We start from the raw sequence: 21,647 nt of genomic DNA on the forward strand, positions 1-21,647 counted from the left end.
TGTCCCCGGCCCGGATCACTACGGACGCCCCCTCACATCAAATTCAGAATCCTGATTCTGTTGAAGAGTAGGCGTCGCTCCAGGCATCGTCAACAGACCTGACCGCCTCCGGGCGCAGCGGCGAGCTCGCCCTCCGCGCGGCCCCTGCGGCCACCGAGCGGCGCGGCGCGGTGCCCGGACGATGCACTTCGGCGGTGACTTCCTTGCCGCACTCCCCGCTACGCTCCCGAACACCCGAGCGGACCGACCGGCAGCACCGCCCGGCACCCTCTGAACCGACGCGACCGTGAGCAGGTGAGCATCCAGTGACGACCTCTCCTCTGCGCCGCGCCACATCAGCCCCGGCCGTGGTCGGCTACGTCCGCCCGGCCCGGCCAGAGCCCCGTCCCGCAGGTCAACACCCTTGTGCACGTCGGTGCCACCAAGGAGGACATCCGCGTCGAGCGAACCAACGGCCATGAAACCGCACGGTCCGAGCGGGACCTGCCATCGCCCCAACTCCGCTCCGGCGACGCCGTCACGGTCACCCGGCCGGACCGGCTCTCCCACTCCGTCCGGAACCTCATCGTCGTGGGCACCGAGCTGCGGGACCACGGCATCCGACTTCACGCCGTCGCGCGGGGCATCGACGGCAACACCCGCTACGGACGCGACCCCTTCGGCATGGTGTCCGCCTTCGCCGACCCGCACCGCGAGTTCGTACTCGGCGCGACCAAGGACGGCCCGGCCGCCGCCCGCGCCCGCGCCCGCGCCCGCGACAGGATCGGCGGACGGCCCCCACGCCGCCGAGAAAACGGGAGCATGGAACGTTCCGGGCGCGCGAGACTTCCCACCGGAGCCCCACGGAGACCGACACGCCGTCACCCGGCGGATCTCACCACCTACAAACCGGCGTCAACGAAGGCCGCATCACCGACGTCGAACTCCAGAAACACCTGACGGCAGGACGCACCGGCGCCCCGCTCCCGTGCCACCGCGTCGTCCTGATCGCCCGCCTTCGCCGCAGCTGTGCGGACCGGCCGACCGCGGCACCCGGATGATCTCCACCCACGAAAATCTCGCCAGAGCCACGTTCACATGTACGCCGACACCGGATCCCAAGGGCGTGAACGCAGATGCGTCGAGGCCGAGCACGACGGTCGCCCGCCCTTGAGCAGCCGGACCGCACCCCCCTTCCTCCTGTAACGCTCAGGTTACGAAATCGCCCTGCGGTCTTCCCCGTCCCACGATCCCGGTTTACGTTCCAGCGAAAACCAACCACATGGTAACCGTTGACGTCGGAGCACAGCCGTCGCTCGAATCCACGTCCAGCCACACCCCCGGCCCGAAAGGCGTGTGAAACCGCCCTCGGCGGCACACGTCCCGCCGGGCTCGTCGCCATCGGCACTCAGGAAGGCAGTCGACATGACCGAACTCGCTCCCGGTTTCCTCTGGGGCGCCTCCACCGCACCACACCAGATCGAGGGCAACAACCTCAACAGCGACTTCTGGGCGAACGAGGGGCGCATCCCCGGCATGGAGCGCAGCGGCGACGCCTGCGACAGCTACCACCGGTACCGCGAGGACATGCGGCTGCTCGCTGACGCCGGGCTCAACGCCTACCGCTTCGGCATCGAATGGGCCCGTATCGAGCCCGTCCCCGGCCTGGTCTCGCGCGCCGAACTCGCCCACTACCGGCGCATGATCGACACGGCCTTCGAGCTCGGTCTGACCCCGGTCGTGACCCTGCACCACTTCACCAGCCCGCTCTGGTTCACCCAGGAGGGCGGCTGGCTCGGCGAGCACGCGGTCGACCGGTTCCGGACCCACGTCGAGACGGTCGCGCCGATCCTCGAAGGCGTCGAGTGGGTCGTCACCATGAACGAGCCGAACATGCTGGCCATCATGGCCGGCATGGCGCGGGCGATGCAGAGCGCGCAGGCCTCCGGGGAGTGGCAGAGCCCCACTCTCGACAACGAGGGCCCGCGTCCACCACTGCCGGCCCCCGACACGGCCATCGGCGAGCGGCTCGTCGAGGCGCACCATGCCGCGCGAGAGGTGCTGCGCGAGCGCACCGGCGCCAAGGTCGGCTGGACGGTCGCCAACCGCGCCTTCGTGGCCCGTCCAGGGGCCGAGGAGAAGAAGCGGGAACTGGAGCACGTCTGGGAGGACCTCTACCTGGAGGGGTCGCGCGGCGACGACTTCGTCGGCGTGCAGTCGTACTCCAGCCAGTGGGTCGGCCCGGACGGCATCGAGCCCCACCCGCAGCACCCGGACAACACGCTCGTCGGCACCGCCTACCGACCCGACGCCCTGGGCATCGCGGTACGGCACACCGCCGAGGTCACCGGCGGTGTGCCGATCCTGATCACGGAGAACGGCATCGCCACCGGCGACGACACACGCCGCATCGCCTACACGGGCGAGGCCCTGGAGCACCTGGGCAAGGCGATGGCCGACGGGGTGGACATCCGCGGCTATCTGCACTGGAGCCTGCTCGACAACTACGAGTGGGGCCACTGGGAGCCGACGTTCGGCCTGGTCGAGGTCGACCGCGAGACGTTCGAGCGCCGCCCCAAGCCCTCTCTCGCGTGGCTGGGCGAGACAGCCCGCCGCGGCCGGATCTGACCGCCCCGTCACACGGAGGACACACCGTGCAGATATCCGTACCCGACGTCTCGTCCAAGTCCCTGGCCGAACTCGTCTCGCTCTCCGGACGGCGCGCCGTCGTGACCGGCGCGGGCCGGGGGCTCGGCCGGGCCGTCGCCGAGCGACTGGCCGAAGCGGGAGCGGACGTGCTCGTCGCGGACATCGCGGACGAGCTCGCCGGCGCCGTCGCCGAGGATCTCGGCGCGCGAGGCCGGGGCCGCGCCCTGGCCGCCCATCTGGACGTCACCGACCCCGACAGTGTCGTGTCCGCCGCCGACCTCGCGGTCCGGGAGCTCGGCGGGATCGACATCTGGGTGAACAACGCCGGGGTCTTCCCCAGCGTGCCCGCGCTGGAGATGTCCGACCAGGCCTTCGACGAGGTGTTCGCCGTGAACACCCGCGGGGTCTTCCTCGGCTCCCGGGAGGCCGCGCGCAGGATGAGCGCCGCTGGACACGGGGGCGTCATCGTCAACGTCGTCTCCACGGCGGGGTTCCGCGGGACGGCCCCCGGGCTGGCCGCGTATGTCGGCTCCAAGCACGCGGCACGCGGCCTCACCCGGCAACTCGCCCTGGAGTTCGCCCCGTTCGGCATCCGCGTGCTGGGCGTGGCGCCGACGTTCGTGCCGACCGAGGGCAACATGGCGGCGGCCGCCGCGGCCGAGGTGCCGCTGGACTCGGAGGCGCTCTTGTCCGTGATGCGGCCCGGCCCGCTCGGCAGGCTCGGCGTGCCCGACGACATCGCCCGGGTGGTGCTGTTCTGCGCCAGCGACCTCTCGGCCTTCATGACGGGCAGCACACTCCTCGCGGACGCCGGTGAGACGGCCTGACGCGCACCGCCCCGACCGCCCCGATCGCCCTGACCGTTCCGAGCACCCGGTAGGAACCCTCATGCTCTCGCCCCGTACCACCCCCACCCGCGACGTCGTCGGACTGGACGGCCTGTGGCGGTTCGCTCTCGGCACCCGGGCCGGCGCCGCCCCGTGGGCGGCACGGCTCGCCCCGCCGCTCGAAGTCCCCGTGCCCGCCAGCTACAACGACCTGTTCGTGGACGCCGAGATCCGGGACCACGTCGGTGTCGTCTGGTACCAGCGCGACGTACGCGTCCCGCGCGGCTGGACCGACGAGCGCGTGGTGCTGCGCTTCGGGTCCGTCACCCACGCCGCTCAGGTCTACGTGGACGAACGGCTCGTGGCCGAGCACACCGGCGGCTACACGCCGTTCGAGGCGGACCTGACCGGCATCGTCGAGCCCGGCACGGAGTTCCGGCTGACGGTCGGCGTCGACAACCGGCTGACGAACGTGACCATCCCGCCCGGCACCGTCACGACCGGCCCCGACGGCCGCGAACGGCAGTCGTATCTGCACGACTTCTACAACTACGCGGGGATCGCCCGCCCGGTCCGCCTGTACAGCACCCCGAAGACCTTCGTCGAGGACGTCACCGTCGTCACCGGGCGGGACGGCGCCGCGGGTACCGTCGGCTACCGGGTGGAGACCGCGGGCGAGCACGCCGACACGGTCACCGTGCGGGTGCGCGCGGTCGACGAGGCCGGCCGGACCGTCGCGGAGGGACACGGCGCCGAGGGCGTCCTGCGCATCGAGGACGTCACGCTCTGGCAGCCGGGCGCGGCCTATCTCTACGACCTGGTGGTGGAGCCGGCCGTCGACGGCGAGACCGTGGACAGCTACACGCAGCCCTTCGGGGTCCGTACGGTCGAGGTGCGGGGCACCGAGTTCCTCATCAACGGCGAGCCGTTCTACTTCACCGGCTTCGGCAAGCACGAGGACACCCCGGTCCGGGGCAAGGGCCACGACGACGCCTACCTCGTCCATGACTTCCAGCTCATGGAGTGGACCGGCGCCAACTCCTTCCGCACCTCCCACTACCCCTACGCCGAAGAGGTGCTGCACTTCGCCGACCGGCACGGCATCGTCGTCATCGACGAGACCGCCGCCGTAGGCCTCAACCTGGGCGTCCAGGGCGGCCTCACCGGCGTCCCGCCGACCCCCACCTTCGCTCCGGAGAACTTCGGCGGGGTCACCCGCGACGTCCACGCCCGGCATCTGCGAGAGCTGATCGAGCGGGACCGGAACCACCCGAGCGTGGTGATGTGGTGCCTCGCCAACGAACCGGCCTCCAACGAGGAGGGTGCGCGCGAGTACTTCGAGCCACTGGTCGAGCTGGCCCGCAAACTCGACCCGACCCGGCCGCTCACCTACGCCGCCGTCATGTTCGCGACGCCGCAGAACGACAGGATCGGCGACCTGTTCGACGTGCTCAGCATCAACCGCTACTACGGCTGGTACCTCTTCACGGGCGACCTCGCGACGGCGGAGGGGTATCTGGAGCAGGACCTGCGCGGGTGGGTCCAGCGCTTCGGCAAGCCGGTCATGATGTCCGAGTACGGCGCCGACACCCAACCCGGGCTGCACTCCGTGTGGGACGCGCCGTGGAGCGAGGAGTACCAGAGCGACTTCCTCGCCATGTACCACAAGGTCTTCGACCGCATCCCCGAGTTCGTCGGCGAACACGTGTGGAACTTCGCCGACTTCCAGACCTCCGCCGGCATCCACCGCGTCGACGGCAACAAGAAGGGCGTCTTCACCCGCGACCGCAAGCCCAAGTCCGCCGCGTTCGCCCTGCGCCGACGCTGGCACGGCCTGGATGGCGGCAAGCCCGGCCGGGCCACGGCCGACTGACGTCCGCGGCGTTCGGGTTCCGCCCGGGCGCATGCCGCCACCCCGCCACCCCGTTCGGCGCACGGACGGGCACACGGCGGCAGGGGACGGGACGGTCCGCGCGGCAGGGGACGGTCCGCGCGGCACGGGACAGGTCCCCGCAGCACACGACAGGTCCGCACTCTCGCGTCTCCCCACGGTCCCTCGCCGGCGTCCCCTGAGCCGACGCCCCGGGATCCCCCTGCCTCTGCCCCCGCGACCCTCCGGCACCGCGCGCGTCGCCGGCGGACGCCCTGGGGTCCCGACGGCCGGCCGTTGCCAGGCCCGTGACCGGCGCTTCGGCCCGGCTCTCCCATCTCCCCGGCTCCCCTTCTCCTCCCCCACCGGTGGCAGCCGCCGCTTGCGCTCATGTGACAAAGGAGTCCGCATGTCTCACGACAACCGGGACGTCAGCGTGGTGGTCACCCCTCCCACGACATCACCGCCGCAGGACGTCGAGGGCAGCCCCCCGATCGAGGCACCACCGCTGCGGAAAGTCGGCAGGAGCTACCTCCTGTGGCTGATGATCGCCAGCTTCGGCGGCTCCCTGGCCCTGATGGTCCCCCTCTCCTACTCCCTCGCCGTGCGGATCGACGACCTGGCGCCCGGACACGAGGAGCGGCTCGGGTACGTCACCGGGTCCGCCCAGTTCGTCTATCTGGTCCTCAGCCCCCTGATCGGGCTCTGGAGCGACCGGACGCGTTCCCGTCTCGGCCGCCGGACCCCCTTCATGATCGGCGGCACTCTGCTCGGCACCGTCGCGCTCGTGGGGGTCGCCCTCGCTCCGTCGGTCCTTCTGCTGGGCCTGGCGTGGGTCGTCGGCATGATCGGCTGGTCCACGGCCGGGCAGGCCGTCCAGAACGTCCAGGCGGACCGGGTGCCCGAGGAGCAGCGCGGCCGGGTCTCGGCGCTGACCGGCGTCATGACCCAGATCGCCCCGGTGATCGGCATCGGTCTCGCCTACGGGGTGGCCTCCAGCACCTTCCTGGTGTTCCTGGTCCCGGGCGTCCTGGGCGCTGCCCTGGTGGTGCTCTTCCCCGTGTTCAAGCCCGAGGGCGACTCCCGCGCGCTCGTGCGCACCAGTGGCGTGACCCTGAGGAGCATGGTCGCCAGCTACGGCTTCAGCCCGCGCAGGTACCCGGACTTCGGCTGGAACTGGCTCGGCCGCTTCGTCTTCTTCATGGGCCTGTACTTCAACACCACCTTCGGCACCTTCTTCTACGCGCAGCGGCTCGACCTGCCGGTCAAGGAGGTCGCCGGGATCGTGGCGGTCATCGGGACCATCGGCGTGGTGGCCGCGGCGGGCGGCGCCATCGGGGGCGGTTTCCTCTCCGACAAGCTCGGCCGGCGCAAGCTGTTCGCCCTGATCGGCTCCGCGGTGTTCGTCGCCGGGGCCGTCACCGAGGCGTTCGCGCACTCGCTGCCCCAACTGGTCGTCGGCGCGGTGCTGATGCAGTTCGCCATCGCCACGTTCAGCGCCGTCGACCAGGCGATCGTCTTCGCCGTCCTGCCGGACCGCGCCGAGGCGGGCCGCTACCTCGCCGTCGTCGGTTTCGCGCAGAAGATCCCCAGCGCCGCCGCCCCGCTGATCGCCCCGCTCATCATCACCCTCGGCGTCAGCGACGACGGCGAGAAGAACTACACCCAGCTCTACCTGCTCGGCGCGGTCCTGGCACTGGTCGGTGGCCTCATCGTCAAGCTCAAGATCAAGTCGGTCCGATAGCGCCGCCTCCGGCAGGCTTCCCGAGAAGCCATCCCCATCCACCGAGTTCCGAGAAGGCACAGCATGCACGACGCACCCTACGACCAGGACATCGACAGCGGCGGGGACACCTTCCCCGTATCGGGGACCACGCCCCGGCTGTCGTGGAAGCCGCCGTCGGACGCGGCGCGCCCGGTGGCGTACGAGGTGGAGTGCACCGTCGACGGCGAGGCGTGTCCCGCTGTGACCACCGCCGTGGGCGGGCACCGGTTCCTCCCCTGGCCGTGGGCGGCACTGACCAGCGGGCAACGGGTGGCCTGGCGGGTCCGGGCACTCGGCGGCGACGACGGCGACCGCGACTCGCCGTGGTCGCGGTGGCACGCGTTCGAGGCCGGTCTGCTCGCCGCCGACTGGAAGGCACGCTGGATCAGTCCCGCCGAGACCGGCGATCCCGGCTACGGCAGACGGCCGGCGTACGTCCTGTCGGCCCGGTTCGAGGCACGGGCCGGGGTGCGCTCGGCACGGCTGTACGCGACGGCACTCGGGGTGTACGAGGCGTACGTCAACGGCGAGCGGGCCGGCACCGCCGAACTCTCGCCCGGCGCGACGTCGTACGACCGCACGCTTCACGCCCAGGCGTCGGACGTGGCGGACGCCCTGCGACAGGGCGGCAACCGCATCGAGATCGTGCTGTCCGACGGCTGGTACCGGGGTCAGGTGGGCGCGTTCCGGCTCCCGGCCGGCTGGGGCACGGTGACCGGTGCGCGGGCCGAACTGCACATCGTCTACGAGGACGGCGCGCGCCAGATCGTACACACCGACGGGACGTGGACGAGCACGGAGTCGGCCATCACCCGGGCCGACCTCATGAACGGGCAGACCACCGACTTCCGCCTGCGGCCCGGGGCCGGGCGGCCCGTCCTCGTCGACCAGGTGGCGGCGCCCGCGGTCGGCTGGTCGCCGGCGCCGCCGGTGCGCGTGGTCGAGTCACGCCCCGCGCACTCCGTCGTACCGCTCGAAGACGGCCGCTGGATCGCCGACTTCGGCCAGAACGCCTCCGGCTGGATCGCCCTGGGTGACCTCGGTCCGGCCGGCACCCGCACGGTCGTCGACTACGGCGAGCACCTCGGCCCCGACGGCGACCTGACGACCGCCCACCTGGACTCCGCACGCCCCGGTCAGGCCCCGATCCCCTTCGTCCAGCGCGACGAGGCCGTCTCCGGGGGCTGCGGCGAGACGTTCGAGCCGCGCCAGACCGTGCACGGTTTCCGGTACGCCCGTCTCCACCGCGACGGCGCCCCGCTCGACCCCGCGAGCCTCGTCATGCGGGTCGTCCACTCCGACCTGCGCCGCACCGGCACCTTCGCGTGCGGTCACGACGACCTCGACCGCCTCCACGAGATCGCCGAATGGAGCTTCCGCGGCAACGCCGTCGACGTCCCTACCGACTGCCCAACCCGTGAACGTCTCGCCTGGACCGGCGACTACCAGGTGTTCGCGCCCACCGCGACCCGCCTGTACGACGTCCTGGGCTTCAGCCGCAAGTGGCTGCGATCCGTCCGCGACGACCAGCTCCCCGACGGACGGATCGCCAACTTCTCGCCCGACGGTCGCCGTATCAAGCACCACCTCGACGACCAGTTCGCCATGATGACCGGCTCAGCCGGCTGGGGAGACGCCGTCGTCGCCGTCCCCTGGGAGCTGTACGAGTCGTACGGCGACCGGGAGATCCTCGCCGAGAACTGGAACGCGATGGTCCGCTGGGTGGAGTGGGCCCTCACCACCGCCCGCACCGCCCGGCACCCCACTCGTATCGAACGCTCGCCCGAGCCGCTCGCGCACGAACAGTACCTGTGGGACGGCTCCTTCCACTGGGGCGAGTGGACCGAACCGAAGGAGAAAGCGGCCGACGGCACGTCCATCGACCCGGTCAAGGACAATCCCGTCGCCTGGTTCACGGCCGACAAGGGCGAGGTGGGCACGGCGTTCCTGTACCGCTCGACGTCGACCCTGGCCCGTGTCGCGCGGGTGCTGGACCGCACCGAGGACGTGGACCGTTACGCCGTGCTCGCAGAGCGGGTCCGCGACGCCTGGCGCACCGAGTTCCTCTCCCCCGACGGACGCACCTCCGGCGACACCCAGGCCGGTTATGTGCGCGCGCTGTCCCTCGGACTCGTCCCCGGTGAACTGCGCGAGGCCGCCGCCGCACGCCTGGTCGAGCTGATCCGCGCGGTCGGCACCCATCTCGGGACGGGCTTCCTCGCGACCGGCGACCTGCTCCCCGTCCTCGCCGACACCGGACACGCCGAAGTCGCCTACGAGTTGCTCCTCCAACGCACCCCGCCGTCCTGGCTGTACATGCTCGACCGCGGCGCGACCACCATCTGGGAGGAGTGGGAGGGCGTCGACGCCACCGGTGCCGCCCACGAGTCCCTGAACCACTACAGCAAGGGCGCGGTCGTCCGCTTCCTGCACACCCACACCCTGGGACTGCGCCAGACGCCGGGGTCGATCGCCTGGGAGTCCTTCGAAGTCGCGCCCGTCCCACACCCGTCTGTGCCCTGGGCCCGGGGTACCCACGAGTCACCGCAGGGCACGATCGCCGTCGAGTGGCGGACGGTCGGCGCCGAACTCACCGTCACGGTCGACGTACCGCCCGCGACCACCGCACGCGTCGTCTTCCCCGACGGCACCACCGTGGAACATCTCCCACCCGGCACGTTCAGCACCACCCGCCGTGTGGAGAAGGCGGGTTGAGACAACCCGGGGGCCGCCGGTGACGCCGCGGGCGGTTCGCCCCTGTCCGCGGCGTCTCGTGCCCGAGGTCGCCGCGGGCGCCGCGCCCGAACTGGAGGCGGCACGTGGCGCCTGCTCGGATGCGCCGGCCGTCCTGTCGCCGACCGACGATGGCGGAAGCAGCCGCACCGACCGGCGCCTCACGCCGGCACGATCCGATCCGGACCCGCTTCCCCACGCGTGGCCCGACCGGCGTCTGCGTCCCCGGCGGACACCACTGGTTGACTGAGTGTGTCAGGGCGCGGTGAGGCCACCCTGCAGGAGGGCTTGCCGGTTGGCTGCGAGGAGTTCGAAACGGTCGGCTTCGGTCCGGTCGATCTCTGTGATGTGCCAGCGCAGATGGCTTCCCGCGCGCAACGCCGCCGGAATGTCGACGTCCCCGGTACCGATGGGCGTCTGCGGCGCGTCGGGTTCGGCGGGACCGTCCTTGAGGTGGGCGGTCACGGCGCGTTCTCCGAGGCGCTCCAGGACCTCCACCGGATCCTGACCGGCCACGGTGGCCCAGTAGACGTCGACCTCGGCGAGGATCCCGGGATCGAGCAGCTCCCACAGCACGTCGAAGGCGCGAGCGCCGTCCGGCAGCCGCACCCACTCGAAGTGGTGGTTGTGGTAGCCGAGCCTGATCCCCGCCCCGGCCAGCTCCCGCGCCGCCGTGTTGAGGCGGTCGGCGAAGGCGCGTACACCGTCGCAGGTCTCAAACACCCGTTCGTCGAATCCGTCGACGAGCCATGGGACAGGGACGAACGCGGTGTCCGTGCCGAGGATGCGGCAGGCCTCGATCGCGGATGCCTGACTGTCGGCCGGCGACGTGCACGGAGCTGACGCCGAGGCCGGCCGCGTCCAGATCAGCGCGCAACTCGGCGGCGAAGGCGGCGAGTTCGTCGGGGGACGTGTTCCACATGCCGAGCGCGAACGGCTCGACGTGCCGGTATCCGAGCCCGGCCAGCCGCGCGAGGGTGCCGGGGCGGTCGGCCGCCAGAGCATCGATCACGCTGTACAGCTGGACGGCGAGGGTTCCGGTTCTCATTCCTCGCCCTCTGGTTCTGATGTCTGCGGGAAGGCCATCCGCATGAAGGCCCCGACGGGGCCGATGACGTCGAGATCCTGGTCCAGCAACCATTGCAACTGCAGGCCGTTGAGCACGGCCTGGAGCAGGGTGGCCGCGTGTTCGGGGGCGAGCGCTTCGTGCAGGGCCCCCTGTTCCGCCTTCTCCCGCATGCCCTGCGCGAAGTTCTCGCGTACTTTGTCGTAGCGCCACACGAAGTATCCGTGTGCCGGATGATCCGGACGTGAGGCGGCCACGGCGAGTTCGATCCACAAGCGCATCAACTCGGGGGCCTGCTGGTGGTGACGCAGCAGGTCACCGAGGTACGGCGCCAGGTGATCCATGTTCGCGACCTGCGACTGGGCGTACTCCCACTCCTCGGTGTCGCGTTCGGCGAGCACTGCGGCGAGCAGCTCGTCCTTGTTGCGGAAGTGGTGCAGCAGCCCAGCGTGGGTGATGCCGACCCGCTCGGCGATGTCCCGCAGGGACGCCTTCGCGAACCCGTGCTCGGCGAAGCTGTCACGTGCCGCCCGGACGATCTCCGCACGCCGGGCCGGTGTCTTCGTGTACGGGCCGCGGCCCTTGGCCTGGGTCACAGTGCGCTTCCTCTCCCTGGATCCCGAGCTCTCCCTCGAAAACCTTCCAAGAGTCTATATTTCACGGCCCGCTCGGAGTGTGAGCGCCGACCGGCGCGAACGCAAGAGGTGCGACGCGACGAATTCGCGCCACATAACGCTCTGATTACGAACACGGGGCGCCCCCTTCCCGCGCCCCGCGCCGCGCCCTACCTTCCGAGTGAAAAGCGACCAAGTGGTAACTGTTGGCGTGACAGGGGCACCGGCGGAGCCGTGATCGCCGCAACCTCCCTGCTCACAGCGCACGTGCCGGCTTCACACGAGCTCCAACCCACACCCGCGCCTGTGCGTCCGCCGGTTCATGCGTCCCTGCACGGACGCGCCGAAGCACCGCACTGACAAGGCCTCGGCTCTTCAGGTTCCAGGACGAAGGAATCCATCCATGCGCACACGACCCTCGCTTCCCCGGCCCAGGCCTCGGACCCGTCCGCGCTCCCAGGCCATGGCGGCCCTCGCCGTCGTCGCACTGCTGGCGACGGCCACCTCGGCATGCGACAGCGAACCCGCCGCCACCTCGAACTCCGGCGCCGACAGGACCCTCGCGCTGTCCATCCTCGGCACCCCCAACTCGTTCGACCCCGCCCAGCTCGTCGAGGGCCAGTCGACCTACGTCTGGGACTCGATCTTCGACACTCTGCTGCTCCAGGACAACAAGGGCGAGCTGCACCCCGGCGCCGCGCAGAGCTGGTCGTACTCGAAGGACGGGCTCACGCTCACCCTGAAACTGCGCGCGGGCATGAAGTTCAGCTCGGGCGCGACGGTGGACGCGAATGCCGTGAAGGCCACTCTGGAGCGCATTCGAGCCACGCCCGGTCAGAGCCAGCAGTCGCTCGCCTCCGTCTCCTCGGTCGAAGCCCCCGACACCTCGACGGTCGTCATCAAGCTCAAGCAGCCGGACTCCACGCTGCTCGCCTCCCTGTCGACGGCCCCCGGCGTGATCGGCGACCCGAAGACGATGGCGAGCAAGAGCACCGCCCTCAACCCGGTCGCCTCGGGCCCGTACACCCTCGACACGAAGGCCACCGTCAACGGCTCGGTGTATGTCCTGAAGCGGCGGGACGACTACTGGAACAAGAAGGCCTATCCGTTCCAGACGGTCAAGATCCGCGTGATCACCGACCCGACGGCGTCGGCCAACGCCCTCAAGGCGGGCGAGACCAACGCCGGCACGGTCGACGTCTCGCAGTTGTCCGCGCTCAAGGCGGCCGGCTTCAAGATCACGCACGTCCAGGCGACCGCGGGCGCCTATCTCGTCCTCGGCGACCGCGCGGGCACCAAGCTGAAGCCACTCGGCGATCTGCGCGTGCGCAAGGCCATCAACATGGCCTTCGACCGGGAGAAGCTGGTCTCACAACTGCTGCGCGGCTCCGGCAAGGCCACCGACCAGGTGTTCAACCCGAAGGACGAGGCCTACGACGACGCGCTCAACAGCGTCTACCCCTTCGACGTCGCCGGGGCCAAGAAGCTGCTCGCCGAGGCCGGCTACCCGGACGGCTTCTCGGTGACCATGCCCAGCCTCGTCTTCACCAAGAGTTTCGAGCCGATCTTCACCCAGGCGCTCGGCGACATCGGCATCAAGGTGACGTGGGAGCCGGTGCCCGCGCAGCAGACCGTCTCCGCCGTCTCCTCGGGCAAGTACCCGATGTTCCTGCTCGTGGAGGGCCTCAACAGCGACGCGATCATGACGCGCAGCTTCTACACCCCGACCGGTTCCCGCAACGTGTTCCACACCACCGACCCCAAGCTGACCACGCTCCTCGACAAGGCGGCCCGGGAACGCGACCCCGCCAAGTCCCGCGGCGTCTACCGGGAGATCAACAAGTTCGGCGTCGAGAACGCGTGGGTCGCGCCCGTCTTCTTCATCGGCAGCGACTGGGCCACCGGAAAGGGCATCACCTATCTCGGCGACGGCGCCTCGACGATGTCCACCATCCGGCAGTTCGGCGTGACCGGCTCGTCGCAGCAGTCGGGAGGGTGAGTCCGCGCCCATGACGGTCTATGTGCTGCGTCGCCTGACCGCGGGCCTCGTGCTCGCGGTCCTGGTGACCATGATCACGTTCCTGTTGCTCAGCACGTCCTTCGACGACGTGGCGAGCAGTGTCCTCGGCAGCAGTGCCACCCCGAAGCAGCTCGCCGCCCAGAAGGCCCAGATGGGCCTCGACCGACCTCTGTTCACCCAGTATCTCGACTGGCTCTCGCACGCGGTCCGTGGTGACCTCGGCGCCTCGTACTTCACCAGCGAACCGGTCCGCTCCGCCATCACCGCCCGGCTCGGCGTCACCCTGTCGATCGTCGTGGTGGCGCTGCTGGCCACCTCGGTCATCAGCGTCGCGCTCGGCGTGGCCGCCGCCGCGCGCGGCGGCGCCGTCGACCGGTTCGCGCAGGGCGCCGCGATGGTCGGCTATCTCGTCCCGAGCCTGCTCGTCGCCATCGCGCTGGTCTACGTGTTCGCCGTCAAGCTGCACGTGTTCCCGGCCACCGGGTACACCGACTTCAGCGAGAGTCCGACCCGCTGGGCGAGTTCCATCGCCATCCCCGTCGTCGCACTGATGATGGGCGGTGTCGCCAGCCTGACCTCGCAGATCCGCGGCGCCATGATCGGCGAACTGCGCAAGGACTACGTCCGAACCCTGCGCACCCGGGGCATCCCCACCCGCTCCATCGTCCTGCGGCACGCCCTGCGCAACGCCGCGGGACCGGCCCTCACCGTGCTGTCCCTGGAGTTCATCCAGATGCTCGGCGGGGCCCTGATCATCGAGCAGATCTTCGCGCTGCCGGGCTTCGGCCAGTACGCGTTCAATGCCTCCCTGCAGGGCGACGTCCCGATCATCATGGGCATCAGCCTGTTCGGCGTGCTGCTCGTCGTGGTCGTCAACCTCGTCGTCGATCTTCTCAACGGCTGGCTCAACCCGAAGGCGAGGATAGTCAGTTGACCACACCGAGTGCGGACACGCGGCGCCGCTCGAACCTGCGGCGCCTGCTCGCCGACCCCCAGGCCGTCGGCAGCGCGAGCCTGCTGACCGTCGTCGTCCTGCTCGGACTCTTCGCTCCCGTCCTCACCGATCACGGTGCCAACGAGGCGAACCTGGACGCGGTCAACGCCGGTCTCGGCGACCACGGCTATCTGCTCGGCGGGGACAAGAGCGGCCGGGACATCTTCGCCAGGCTCCTGTTCTCCATCAACACGAGCATGGTCTCGGCGCTCATCGGCGCGAGCATCGCCCTCGCGATCGGGATCACGTCCGGGCTGGTCGGGGGATACTTCGGGCGGCGCGTGCGCGGAGTCACCGAGTGGCTGTTCAGCCTGATCATGACGTTCCCCGGACTGCTCCTGCTCATCGTCCTCATGCCGGTGACCAAGGGCGACTACAAGGCCACCATGCTCATCTTCGGCGTACTGCTCTCCCCGGGCATCTACCGGCTCGTACGCAATCTCGTCGTCGGCGTGAAGAACGAACTGTACGTCGACGCCGCCCGGGTCTCCGGCCTGCCCGACCGGCGTATCCTGCGCCGCCACGTCCTCACCGTGGTGCGCGGGCCGGTGATCATCGCCACCGCGTTCCTCGCCGGGTCGTCCATCGGCGTGCAGTCAGGCCTGGCCTTCCTCGGCGTCGGCTCGAACACGGTGCCCAGCTTCGGCGCGATGATCTCCGACGGGTTCACCAACCTGTACGAGGAGCCGCTGCAGTTCGTGTGGCCGAGTCTCGTCCTCGGGGTCATCACCGCTTCGCTGGTGCTCCTGGGGAACGCGCTGCGGGACGCACTGGAGGGCGGGCGCCCGAAGCCGGCCCGGATCGTCACCGCCACCACGTACCGGCCGACGGCCGGCGGGGGAGCCGCCTCAGGACTGCTCACCGTCGACGACCTGGCCATCGCCTACCCGACACCGACCGGCGAACTGAAGGAGGTCGTCAGCGGCGTCACCCTGAGCGTGGCGGCCGGGGAGACCTTGGGCCTGGTCGGCGAGTCCGGGTCCGGCAAGACACAGACCGCGTTCGCCGTGCTCGGAGTACTGCCGGCCGAGGCGGTCGTCGTCCGAGGCTCGATCCGGCTCGACGGGCGCGAACTGCTCGGCCTGAGCGAGCGTGAACTTCGGGCGGTGCGGGGGACGTCCATCGCGTACGTGCCCCAGGAACCGATGTCGAACCTGGACCCCTCCTGCACAGTGGGCGCCCAGCTCGTCGAGGGGGTGCGCGCGGCGACGCCCATGTCCAGGTCCGAAGCCCGCGAGCGGGTCCTGGCCCTCCTCGCCCGGGTCGGCATCCCCGACCCCGAGCGCACGTTCCGGTCCTATCCCCACCAGATCTCCGGTGGCATGGCGCAGCGCGTCCTCATCGCGGGCGCCGTCGCCAGCCGGCCCCTGCTGCTCATCGCCGACGAACCGACCACCGCCCTCGACGTCACGGTGCAGGCGGAGATCCTCGACCTGCTGCGCGACCTGCAGAGGGACCTGAACATGGCGGTGCTGCTCGTGACCCACAACTTCGGTGTGGTGGCGGACATCTGCGGCCGGGTGGCGGTCATGCAGGAGGGGAGGGTCGTCGAGACCGGCACCACGGAGGAGCTGTTCGGCGTACCTCAACACCCCTACACGCGCAAGCTTCTCGACTCGATCCTCGACGAGACCGCTCTGCGCACCGACCCGCCGGCCATCCCCGCGGGCGCGCTCGAGACGGAGACCCGATGACCACACTGCTGGAGGTGAGCGACCTGCGCGTCACCTACCCCGGGCGGGTCTTCAGGGCGCGCGCCCACGAGGTTCTGCACGGCGTGTCGCTCGCCGTGGGGCAGGGCGAGACCCTCGGCGTCGTCGGCGAGTCGGGCTCCGGGAAGACGACCATCGGCCGGTCCGTGCTCGGCCTGGTCGCGCCCAGCGGGGGCACGGTCCGCTTCCAGGGCAACGACATCACCCGCGCCGGGCGCAAGGAGCGCCGTACCCTCGCCCGTGACATCCAGGTCGTCTTCCAGGACCCGTACTCCTCCCTCAACCCGGCCCTCACCATCGGCGACATCCTCAGCGAACCGTTGGTCGTGCAGGGCACCCCGGTGGGTGAGGCCCGAGGACGGGTGGCGGAGCTGCTCGACCAGGTGGGGCTGCCGGGCAACGCTTCGCAGCGGCTGCCGCGGGAGTTCAGCGGCGGTCAGCGGCAGCGCGTCGCGATCGCCCGCGCCCTGGCACCTGCCCCCCGGCTCATCGTGTGCGACGAACCCGTCTCCGCGCTCGACCTGACCACCCAGGCCCGCGTCCTCGACCTGCTCATCGACATCCAGCGGCGGACCGGCGTCGCCTACCTGTTCATCTCGCACGACCTTGCGGTCATCCGGCACGTCAGCCACCGTGTGAGCGTCATCCACCGGGGCGACATCGTCGAGACCGGTCCGGCGGCCGACGTCACCCGGACCCCCGAACACCCCTACACCCAAAGGCTGTTGCTCGCCGCGCCGGTCGCGGATCCGGCCGAACAGCGTCGGCGGCGCGAGGCGCGGCAACGCCTGTGACGTCCCGTCGCCACCGCAAAGGTGTCTTCACCCACGACCGCAGACCCAAAGCACCGGAGCACGAACCGCGGCGCCGCCGGCCGGGACCGGCATGCCGCAAGCCGTCGTCCGCCCGGAGCCGAAGACCTCAGAACCCGTTGATCGGAAACCCTCACATGACATCTTCAGAACGCACCTTCTGCAATCCGCTCGATATTTCCTACCGCTATCAGGACATCCGGTTCTCCGGCATGGTCCGGGGCATCAAGCTCGGCGAGCCGCGGCGGAGCGTGCACCGGGAGGCCGCGGATCCCTCGATCGTGCGGTACCGGGACCGCTACTACATGTTCGTCTCGATGTCCGCGGGGTTCTGGCACTCGGCCGACCTCGTGCGGTGGGAGTACCGCGCGACGTCCAAGCTGCCGGCCCTCGACTACGCGCCGGACGTCCGGGAGGTGAACGGGGCGCTCTACATCAGCGCGTCCCGCAAGGAGGACAACTGCCCCTTCTTCCGGAGCGTCGACCCCCTGTCCGACGACTTCGTCGAGGTCACGCCGGGCACCTTCCCCTTCTGGGACCCGAACCTCTTCCAGGACACCGACCAGTCGGTATACCTCTACTGGGGGTGTGACAACAAGACACCCCTCTACGGGGTCCGGCTCTCGGACACCTTCAGTCCGGTCGGCGAGCCTTCGCCTCTGATCAGCTCCGATGTCCTCGCCCACGGCTGGGAGCAGCTCGGCGAGGACTACGTCGTCGTACCGCCGCAGACCGAGCGGGAGAAACTGCTCAGTCAGGTCGTCGGCACCGCCCCCTACATCGAGGGCGCGTGGATGACCGAGCGCGACGGTACGTACTACCTGCAGTACTCGGCGCCCGGCACACAGTTCAACACCTATGCCGACGGGTACTACACGGCCTCCTCACCCCTGGGGCCCTTCACCTACTCCCCCGACAGCCCGTTCTCGTCCAAGCCGGGCGGATTCATCACCGGCGCGGGACACGGCAGCACGTTCCAGGACCGGCACGGAAACTGGTGGCATGCGGCGACCATGCGCATCTCGGTGAACGACGTGTTCGAGCGCCGCGTCGGGGTCTTCCCGGCCGGCTTCGACGACGACGGTGTGCTGTTCTGCAACCAGAACTTCGCCGACTACCCGACAGCCGTCCCGGACGGCCCGTTCGATCCGTGGACGCCTCCCGCCTGGATGCTGCTCTCCTACAAGGCGGATGCCGTCGCCTCGTCCGCGGCTCCCGGCCACGAGCCCGCGTCCGCCGTCGACGAGGACATCCGCACCTGGTGGGCGGCCGCGAGCAGCGAACCGGGCGAGTCCCTGACCATCGACCTCGGGGCGGTCAAGACCGTGCACGCCCTGCAGATCAATCTGGCGGACCACGAGTTGGCCGACGGCGCGCCGTACGCTCCCGACGGAGTGGACAAGGGCCATTCCTGGCGAGCCATCTTCCCGAGCCACCAGCCGGCGGAGTTCGTGGTCCAGATCTCGCGGGACGGGCAGGAGTGGACCGTCGTACGCGATTCCCGCGGGACGGGCCTCGACGCTCCCCACGCCTACCTCGTCCTGGACGCGCCGCGGCAGACCCGCTTCGTCCGGGTGACCAGCGGCCGGCTGCCGTTCGACGGCGTCTTCGCCGTCAGCGGGGTGCGCGTCTTCGGGACCGGCGACGGCGACGCCCCGCCTGCAGTCCGTGCGCGGGCCACCCGCGTGGACGACCTCACCGCCAGGATCGAGTGGGACGCCGCGGCCGGAGCCATCGGTTACAACGTCCGCTACGGCCGTCACCCGGAGAAGCTGTACCACAGCTGGCTGGTGTACGAGCGCACGGCCCTCGACCTGCGTTCCCTCAACGCGGGTGCGGAGTACTGGGTGGCCGTCGACGCGTTCGGTGAGGCAGGCGTCACCTCCGGCGAACCCGTGCCCGCGGCATGGGCCGAACGCGCCGCGGACGACGACCACATCTGACCGCCTGTCGCATCTCGTTCCGGGTCGCCTTCCCGCCGACGGCACTTCCCCCTTGTTCACGCCCAGGACTCAGGAGTACTCATGCGCGGCACAACTCCGTTCCTGTGGGGAGCCTCCAGCTCCCCGCACCAGACCGAGGGCAACAACGTCAACAGTGACTGGTGGGCCCTGGAGGGGCGGCGACCCGGGCTGGAGCGCAGCGGCGACGCACTCGACAGCTACCACCGTTTCGAGGAGGACATGCGGCTACTCGCCGACGCCGGGCTCAACGCCTACCGGTTCGGCGTCGAGTGGGCGCGCGTCGAACCGGTGCCGGGACACTTCTCCCGGGCCGAACTCGCCCACTACCGGCGGATGATCGACACCGCCTTCTCGCTCGGTCTGACACCCGTCATCACGCTCCACCACTTCTCCAACCCGCGGTGGTTCGCCGAGGAGGGGGGCTGGCTCGGCGAGCAGGCCGTCGACCGGTTTACGCGTTACGTCGAGACCGTCACGGGAATCCTGGCCGACGTCCCCTGGGTCGCCACCATCAACGAACCCAACATGCTGGCGATGATGATGACCGTCGAACGCCAGGGGCCGGCCCGCCTCAGTGGCGTGTCGCAGGGCCTGGCCGGCGCCGACAACGCGCCTGTGAAGCTGCCCGCCCCCGACCCGGAGATCGGTGCCGTCCTGGTGAAGGCCCATCACGCGGCCCGGGAGGTGGTCCGGGCGAACACCGGCGCGGCCGTGGGCTGGACCATCGCGAACCGCGCCCTCGCCGCGAGACCCGGAGCCGAGGACAGGCTCCGCGAGATCGAGTACGTCTGGGAGGACCTGTACCTCGAAGGCTCGCGGGGTGACGACTTCGTCGGTGTCCAGTCGTACACCAGCGAGTGGGTCGGACCCGAGGGCATCGAGCCGCATCCGCCGCACCCCGACAACACCATGGTGGGCAAGGCGTACCGGCCCGACGCTCTCGGCATGGCGGTCCGCCACACCTGGGACGTCACGGACGGGATCCCGATCCTCGTGACCGAGAACGGCATCTCCACCACCGACGACAGCCGACGGATCGCCTACACACAAGGGGCTCTGAACGGTCTGTTCGCCGCGATCGACGACGGCATCGACGTCCGGGGCTACCTGCACTGGAGCGCCCTCGACAACTATCGCTGGGGCGACTGGAAGCCGACTCTCGGCCTGATCGCCGTCGACCGGGAGACCTTCGAACGCCACCCGAAGCCGAGCCTCGCCTGGCTGGGCGACGTCGCCCGGCGCGGCGCTCCTGAACGACGGACACCCATGCGGTGACGGCAAGGGTGCGGCTCAGGCCCAGGGGGTCACCGGAACGAAGGAGCTGTCCTGCCGGAACAGGTCCGTCACGTCCGTCACGGTTCTGTCCGTTGGCCGACCAGACCCACGCTCAGGCGTTCCGTGCCTGCCAGGCGCGCACGTAGGCGCGGCCGTAGTCGTTACCGTGCGGAGTGCGCAGCACGGTGTGGATGTGGAACGGCTTCGGGGTGTCGTAGTCGAGGAAGACGCCGCAGTGGTGGTCGAGTTCGGCGATGAGCACCGGCGACTGGAGCCGGTAGTAGAAGACGTCGCCGGCCTCGTGGCCGCCGATCCAGCTGAGCCAGGTCTCGTCGAGGTGGTCGCGGATCTCGCGCATCCGGGCCGCGCGCGGGCCGTCCGGCAGCAGGGACACGAACGACTCGGCGATCTCCAGGAGGATCTCCCGGGCCCGCTCGGGCATGTCCGCGGCCCGCAGGCCCTCGACCGGGATCACCCGGTTGTCCTGGAAGGCCCCGGCGAGATGCCGTTCGTCGCCGGGGTGGATACGGCCGGGTGGCATGGCGGGGTCGACCATGTGCTCGTACACGGTCGCGGTGGCGCGCTGGTCCGGCGGGAGCGCGGCCATCAGGTCCGTGCCGAGCCGGATCCGGTCGGTCAGGGCCACCGTGCCGGCGCGGGGGCCGTCGTCGATCTCGTTGGGTTCGGCGCCGAGGAAGACGGGGCTGACGACCATGCGCCCCTCGACGATCAGGCAGTGCACGGCGCAGTGGTGGCCGAACAGCTGCCAGCCCCACGGAGCGGTGGGGTCGGGATTCCCGTAAAGCGCGAAGTTGTAGCTGAACTCGTTGAGGATGCTCTGCAGGCCCACGACCTCGCCGAGGAAGCCGTTGATCAGCATCATGTCGTGCACCAGGCGGAAGCCGTCGGCGCTCAGCGACGCCTCCACCAGGGCGAGGGCCTTCTGCCGGACCTCCGGTGGCTGGAACTCCAGGCGGAGGCCGGTGTCGAACTGCAGGAACTCCGGGTTGGCCCAGGTCTGCCACTCGACCGCGTCCACCGGGTGTCTCAGCTTGGCGCGACCGTCCTCGTCGAGTGCCGCCAGCAGGTCCCGCGCCGCGGCGACCATGGCGGCGACGGGAGCCTCCTCACCGGGGCGGGCCGGCTCCCAGGCGTGCGCCTCGGGCCGTAGTGTGCCGTCCTCGGTCACTCCCCGGAACTCGGCGTGCTGCAGGGGTTTCCAGCCGCGGATCAGCTCGCCGGTGAACGGGGCAGCCTTGGCCGCCTCCCGGTATTCGTAGGCGTCCAGGCCCCTGATCGAGGCCAGGCGCGGCGAGTTGGACGGGTAGAGGTACTTGCGGTACTCAGCTGGTGACATGACGGCTCCC

At 70.3% G+C, this 21,647-nt stretch carries 15 protein-coding genes and 1 pseudogene; 12 read left to right on the plus strand and 4 right to left on the minus strand.

What is annotated here, in order from left to right; translation table 11 throughout:
• Positions 1–399: 399 nt before the first annotated feature.
• The 6 genes and pseudogenes from ACFZDK_RS26440 to ACFZDK_RS26465 form a co-directional block, all read left to right on the plus strand.
• Positions 400–939 (plus strand): annotated as a pseudogene (locus tag ACFZDK_RS26440) (recombinase family protein); the annotation flags it as partial.
• Positions 940–1,404: 465 nt separating this feature from the next.
• Positions 1,405–2,607, plus strand: a complete 1,203-nt coding sequence (locus ACFZDK_RS26445) for a family 1 glycosylhydrolase (protein WP_365792894.1) — start codon at positions 1,405–1,407, stop codon at positions 2,605–2,607.
• A 26-nt stretch (positions 2,608–2,633) separates the two neighbouring features.
• The gene (locus tag ACFZDK_RS26450; RefSeq protein WP_390976171.1) at positions 2,634–3,455 is read left to right on the plus strand and encodes a glucose 1-dehydrogenase; all 822 of its coding nucleotides are present in this window, start codon (positions 2,634–2,636) and stop codon (positions 3,453–3,455) included.
• A gap of 61 nt (positions 3,456–3,516) precedes the next feature.
• Complete coding sequence (gene uidA, locus ACFZDK_RS26455; RefSeq protein WP_390976173.1) at positions 3,517–5,328, plus strand: beta-glucuronidase; 1,812 nt, start codon at positions 3,517–3,519, stop codon at positions 5,326–5,328.
• Positions 5,329–5,734: 406 nt separating this feature from the next.
• Positions 5,735–7,069, plus strand: a complete 1,335-nt coding sequence (locus tag ACFZDK_RS26460) for an MFS transporter (protein ID WP_390976175.1) — start codon at positions 5,735–5,737, stop codon at positions 7,067–7,069.
• Positions 7,070–7,132: 63 nt separating this feature from the next.
• Positions 7,133–9,805 (plus strand): family 78 glycoside hydrolase catalytic domain, encoded by a 2,673-nt coding sequence (locus ACFZDK_RS26465; protein ID WP_390976177.1) that lies wholly within the window; start codon positions 7,133–7,135, stop codon positions 9,803–9,805.
• Positions 9,806–10,078: 273 nt separating this feature from the next.
• Here ACFZDK_RS26465 and ACFZDK_RS26470 read toward each other — a convergent pair whose 3' ends face one another.
• Genes ACFZDK_RS26470 through ACFZDK_RS26480 form a run of 3 tightly spaced genes read right to left on the minus strand, consistent with a single transcriptional unit; the run spans position 10,079 to position 11,485 of the window.
• Entirely contained in the window at positions 10,079–10,624 is a 546-nt protein-coding gene (locus tag ACFZDK_RS26470) for a TIM barrel protein (RefSeq protein ID WP_390976506.1), read from the minus strand.
• Entirely contained in the window at positions 10,539–10,871 is a 333-nt protein-coding gene (locus ACFZDK_RS26475; protein ID WP_390976525.1) for a hypothetical protein, read from the minus strand. Before ACFZDK_RS26475 ends, ACFZDK_RS26470 begins: the two co-directional genes overlap by 86 nt.
• Complete coding sequence (locus ACFZDK_RS26480; protein ID WP_365792906.1) at positions 10,868–11,485, minus strand: TetR/AcrR family transcriptional regulator; 618 nt, start codon at positions 11,483–11,485, stop codon at positions 10,868–10,870. The genes ACFZDK_RS26475 and ACFZDK_RS26480 overlap by 4 nt, the downstream gene beginning before the upstream one ends.
• A 421-nt stretch (positions 11,486–11,906) precedes the next feature.
• Between ACFZDK_RS26480 and ACFZDK_RS26485 the strand changes: the two genes are divergently transcribed.
• The 6 genes from ACFZDK_RS26485 to ACFZDK_RS26510 all read left to right on the plus strand — a co-directional run bounded on the left by ACFZDK_RS26485 (position 11,907) and on the right by ACFZDK_RS26510 (position 20,280).
• The gene (locus ACFZDK_RS26485; RefSeq protein ID WP_390976179.1) at positions 11,907–13,502 is read left to right on the plus strand and encodes an ABC transporter substrate-binding protein; all 1,596 of its coding nucleotides are present in this window, start codon (positions 11,907–11,909) and stop codon (positions 13,500–13,502) included.
• A gap of 10 nt (positions 13,503–13,512) precedes the next feature.
• On the plus strand, positions 13,513–14,457 hold the full coding sequence (locus ACFZDK_RS26490; RefSeq protein WP_390976181.1) for an ABC transporter permease subunit: 945 nt from the start codon (positions 13,513–13,515) through the stop codon (positions 14,455–14,457).
• A complete protein-coding gene (locus tag ACFZDK_RS26495; protein WP_390976183.1) occupies positions 14,454–16,211 on the plus strand; it encodes an ATP-binding cassette domain-containing protein in 1,758 nt (585 codons plus the stop codon). The genes ACFZDK_RS26490 and ACFZDK_RS26495 overlap by 4 nt, the downstream gene beginning before the upstream one ends.
• Positions 16,208–17,023, plus strand: coding sequence for an ATP-binding cassette domain-containing protein (locus tag ACFZDK_RS26500; protein WP_365792914.1), 816 nt, complete (start codon positions 16,208–16,210; stop codon positions 17,021–17,023). The genes ACFZDK_RS26495 and ACFZDK_RS26500 overlap by 4 nt, the downstream gene beginning before the upstream one ends.
• 155 nt (positions 17,024–17,178) lie before the next feature.
• Positions 17,179–18,984, plus strand: coding sequence for a family 43 glycosylhydrolase (locus ACFZDK_RS26505; RefSeq protein WP_365792916.1), 1,806 nt, complete (start codon positions 17,179–17,181; stop codon positions 18,982–18,984).
• An 81-nt stretch (positions 18,985–19,065) separates the two neighbouring features.
• Positions 19,066–20,280, plus strand: coding sequence for a family 1 glycosylhydrolase (locus tag ACFZDK_RS26510; protein ID WP_390976185.1), 1,215 nt, complete (start codon positions 19,066–19,068; stop codon positions 20,278–20,280).
• Positions 20,281–20,392: 112 nt separating this feature from the next.
• On the opposite strand, the gene ACFZDK_RS26515 is transcribed toward ACFZDK_RS26510, so the two are convergent.
• Positions 20,393–21,637 (minus strand): DUF3500 domain-containing protein, encoded by a 1,245-nt coding sequence (locus tag ACFZDK_RS26515; protein WP_365792920.1) that lies wholly within the window; start codon positions 21,635–21,637, stop codon positions 20,393–20,395.
• Positions 21,638–21,647 lie beyond the last annotated feature (10 nt).

The organism is Streptomyces sp. NPDC007901, assembly GCF_042959465.1.
Taxonomy (GTDB): domain Bacteria; phylum Actinomycetota; class Actinomycetes; order Streptomycetales; family Streptomycetaceae; genus Streptomyces.

Excerpts from the sequence above, each read along its gene's own strand:
- ACFZDK_RS26445 (WP_365792894.1), top strand. The coding sequence starts at position 1,405 with ATGACCGAACTCGCTCCCGGTTTCCTCTGGGGCGCCTCCACCGCACCA.
- uidA (WP_390976173.1), top strand. The coding sequence starts at position 3,517 with ATGCTCTCGCCCCGTACCACCCCCACCCGCGACGTCGTCGGACTGGAC.
- ACFZDK_RS26460 (WP_390976175.1), top strand. The coding sequence starts at position 5,735 with ATGTCTCACGACAACCGGGACGTCAGCGTGGTGGTCACCCCTCCCACG.
- ACFZDK_RS26465 (WP_390976177.1), top strand. The coding sequence starts at position 7,133 with ATGCACGACGCACCCTACGACCAGGACATCGACAGCGGCGGGGACACC.
- ACFZDK_RS26475 (WP_390976525.1), bottom strand. The coding sequence starts at position 10,871 with ATGAGAACCGGAACCCTCGCCGTCCAGCTGTACAGCGTGATCGATGCT.
- ACFZDK_RS26485 (WP_390976179.1), top strand. The coding sequence starts at position 11,907 with ATGCGCACACGACCCTCGCTTCCCCGGCCCAGGCCTCGGACCCGTCCG.
- ACFZDK_RS26490 (WP_390976181.1), top strand. The coding sequence starts at position 13,513 with ATGACGGTCTATGTGCTGCGTCGCCTGACCGCGGGCCTCGTGCTCGCG.
- ACFZDK_RS26500 (WP_365792914.1), top strand. The coding sequence starts at position 16,208 with ATGACCACACTGCTGGAGGTGAGCGACCTGCGCGTCACCTACCCCGGG.
- ACFZDK_RS26505 (WP_365792916.1), top strand. The coding sequence starts at position 17,179 with ATGACATCTTCAGAACGCACCTTCTGCAATCCGCTCGATATTTCCTAC.
- ACFZDK_RS26510 (WP_390976185.1), top strand. The coding sequence starts at position 19,066 with ATGCGCGGCACAACTCCGTTCCTGTGGGGAGCCTCCAGCTCCCCGCAC.
- ACFZDK_RS26515 (WP_365792920.1), bottom strand. The coding sequence starts at position 21,637 with ATGTCACCAGCTGAGTACCGCAAGTACCTCTACCCGTCCAACTCGCCG.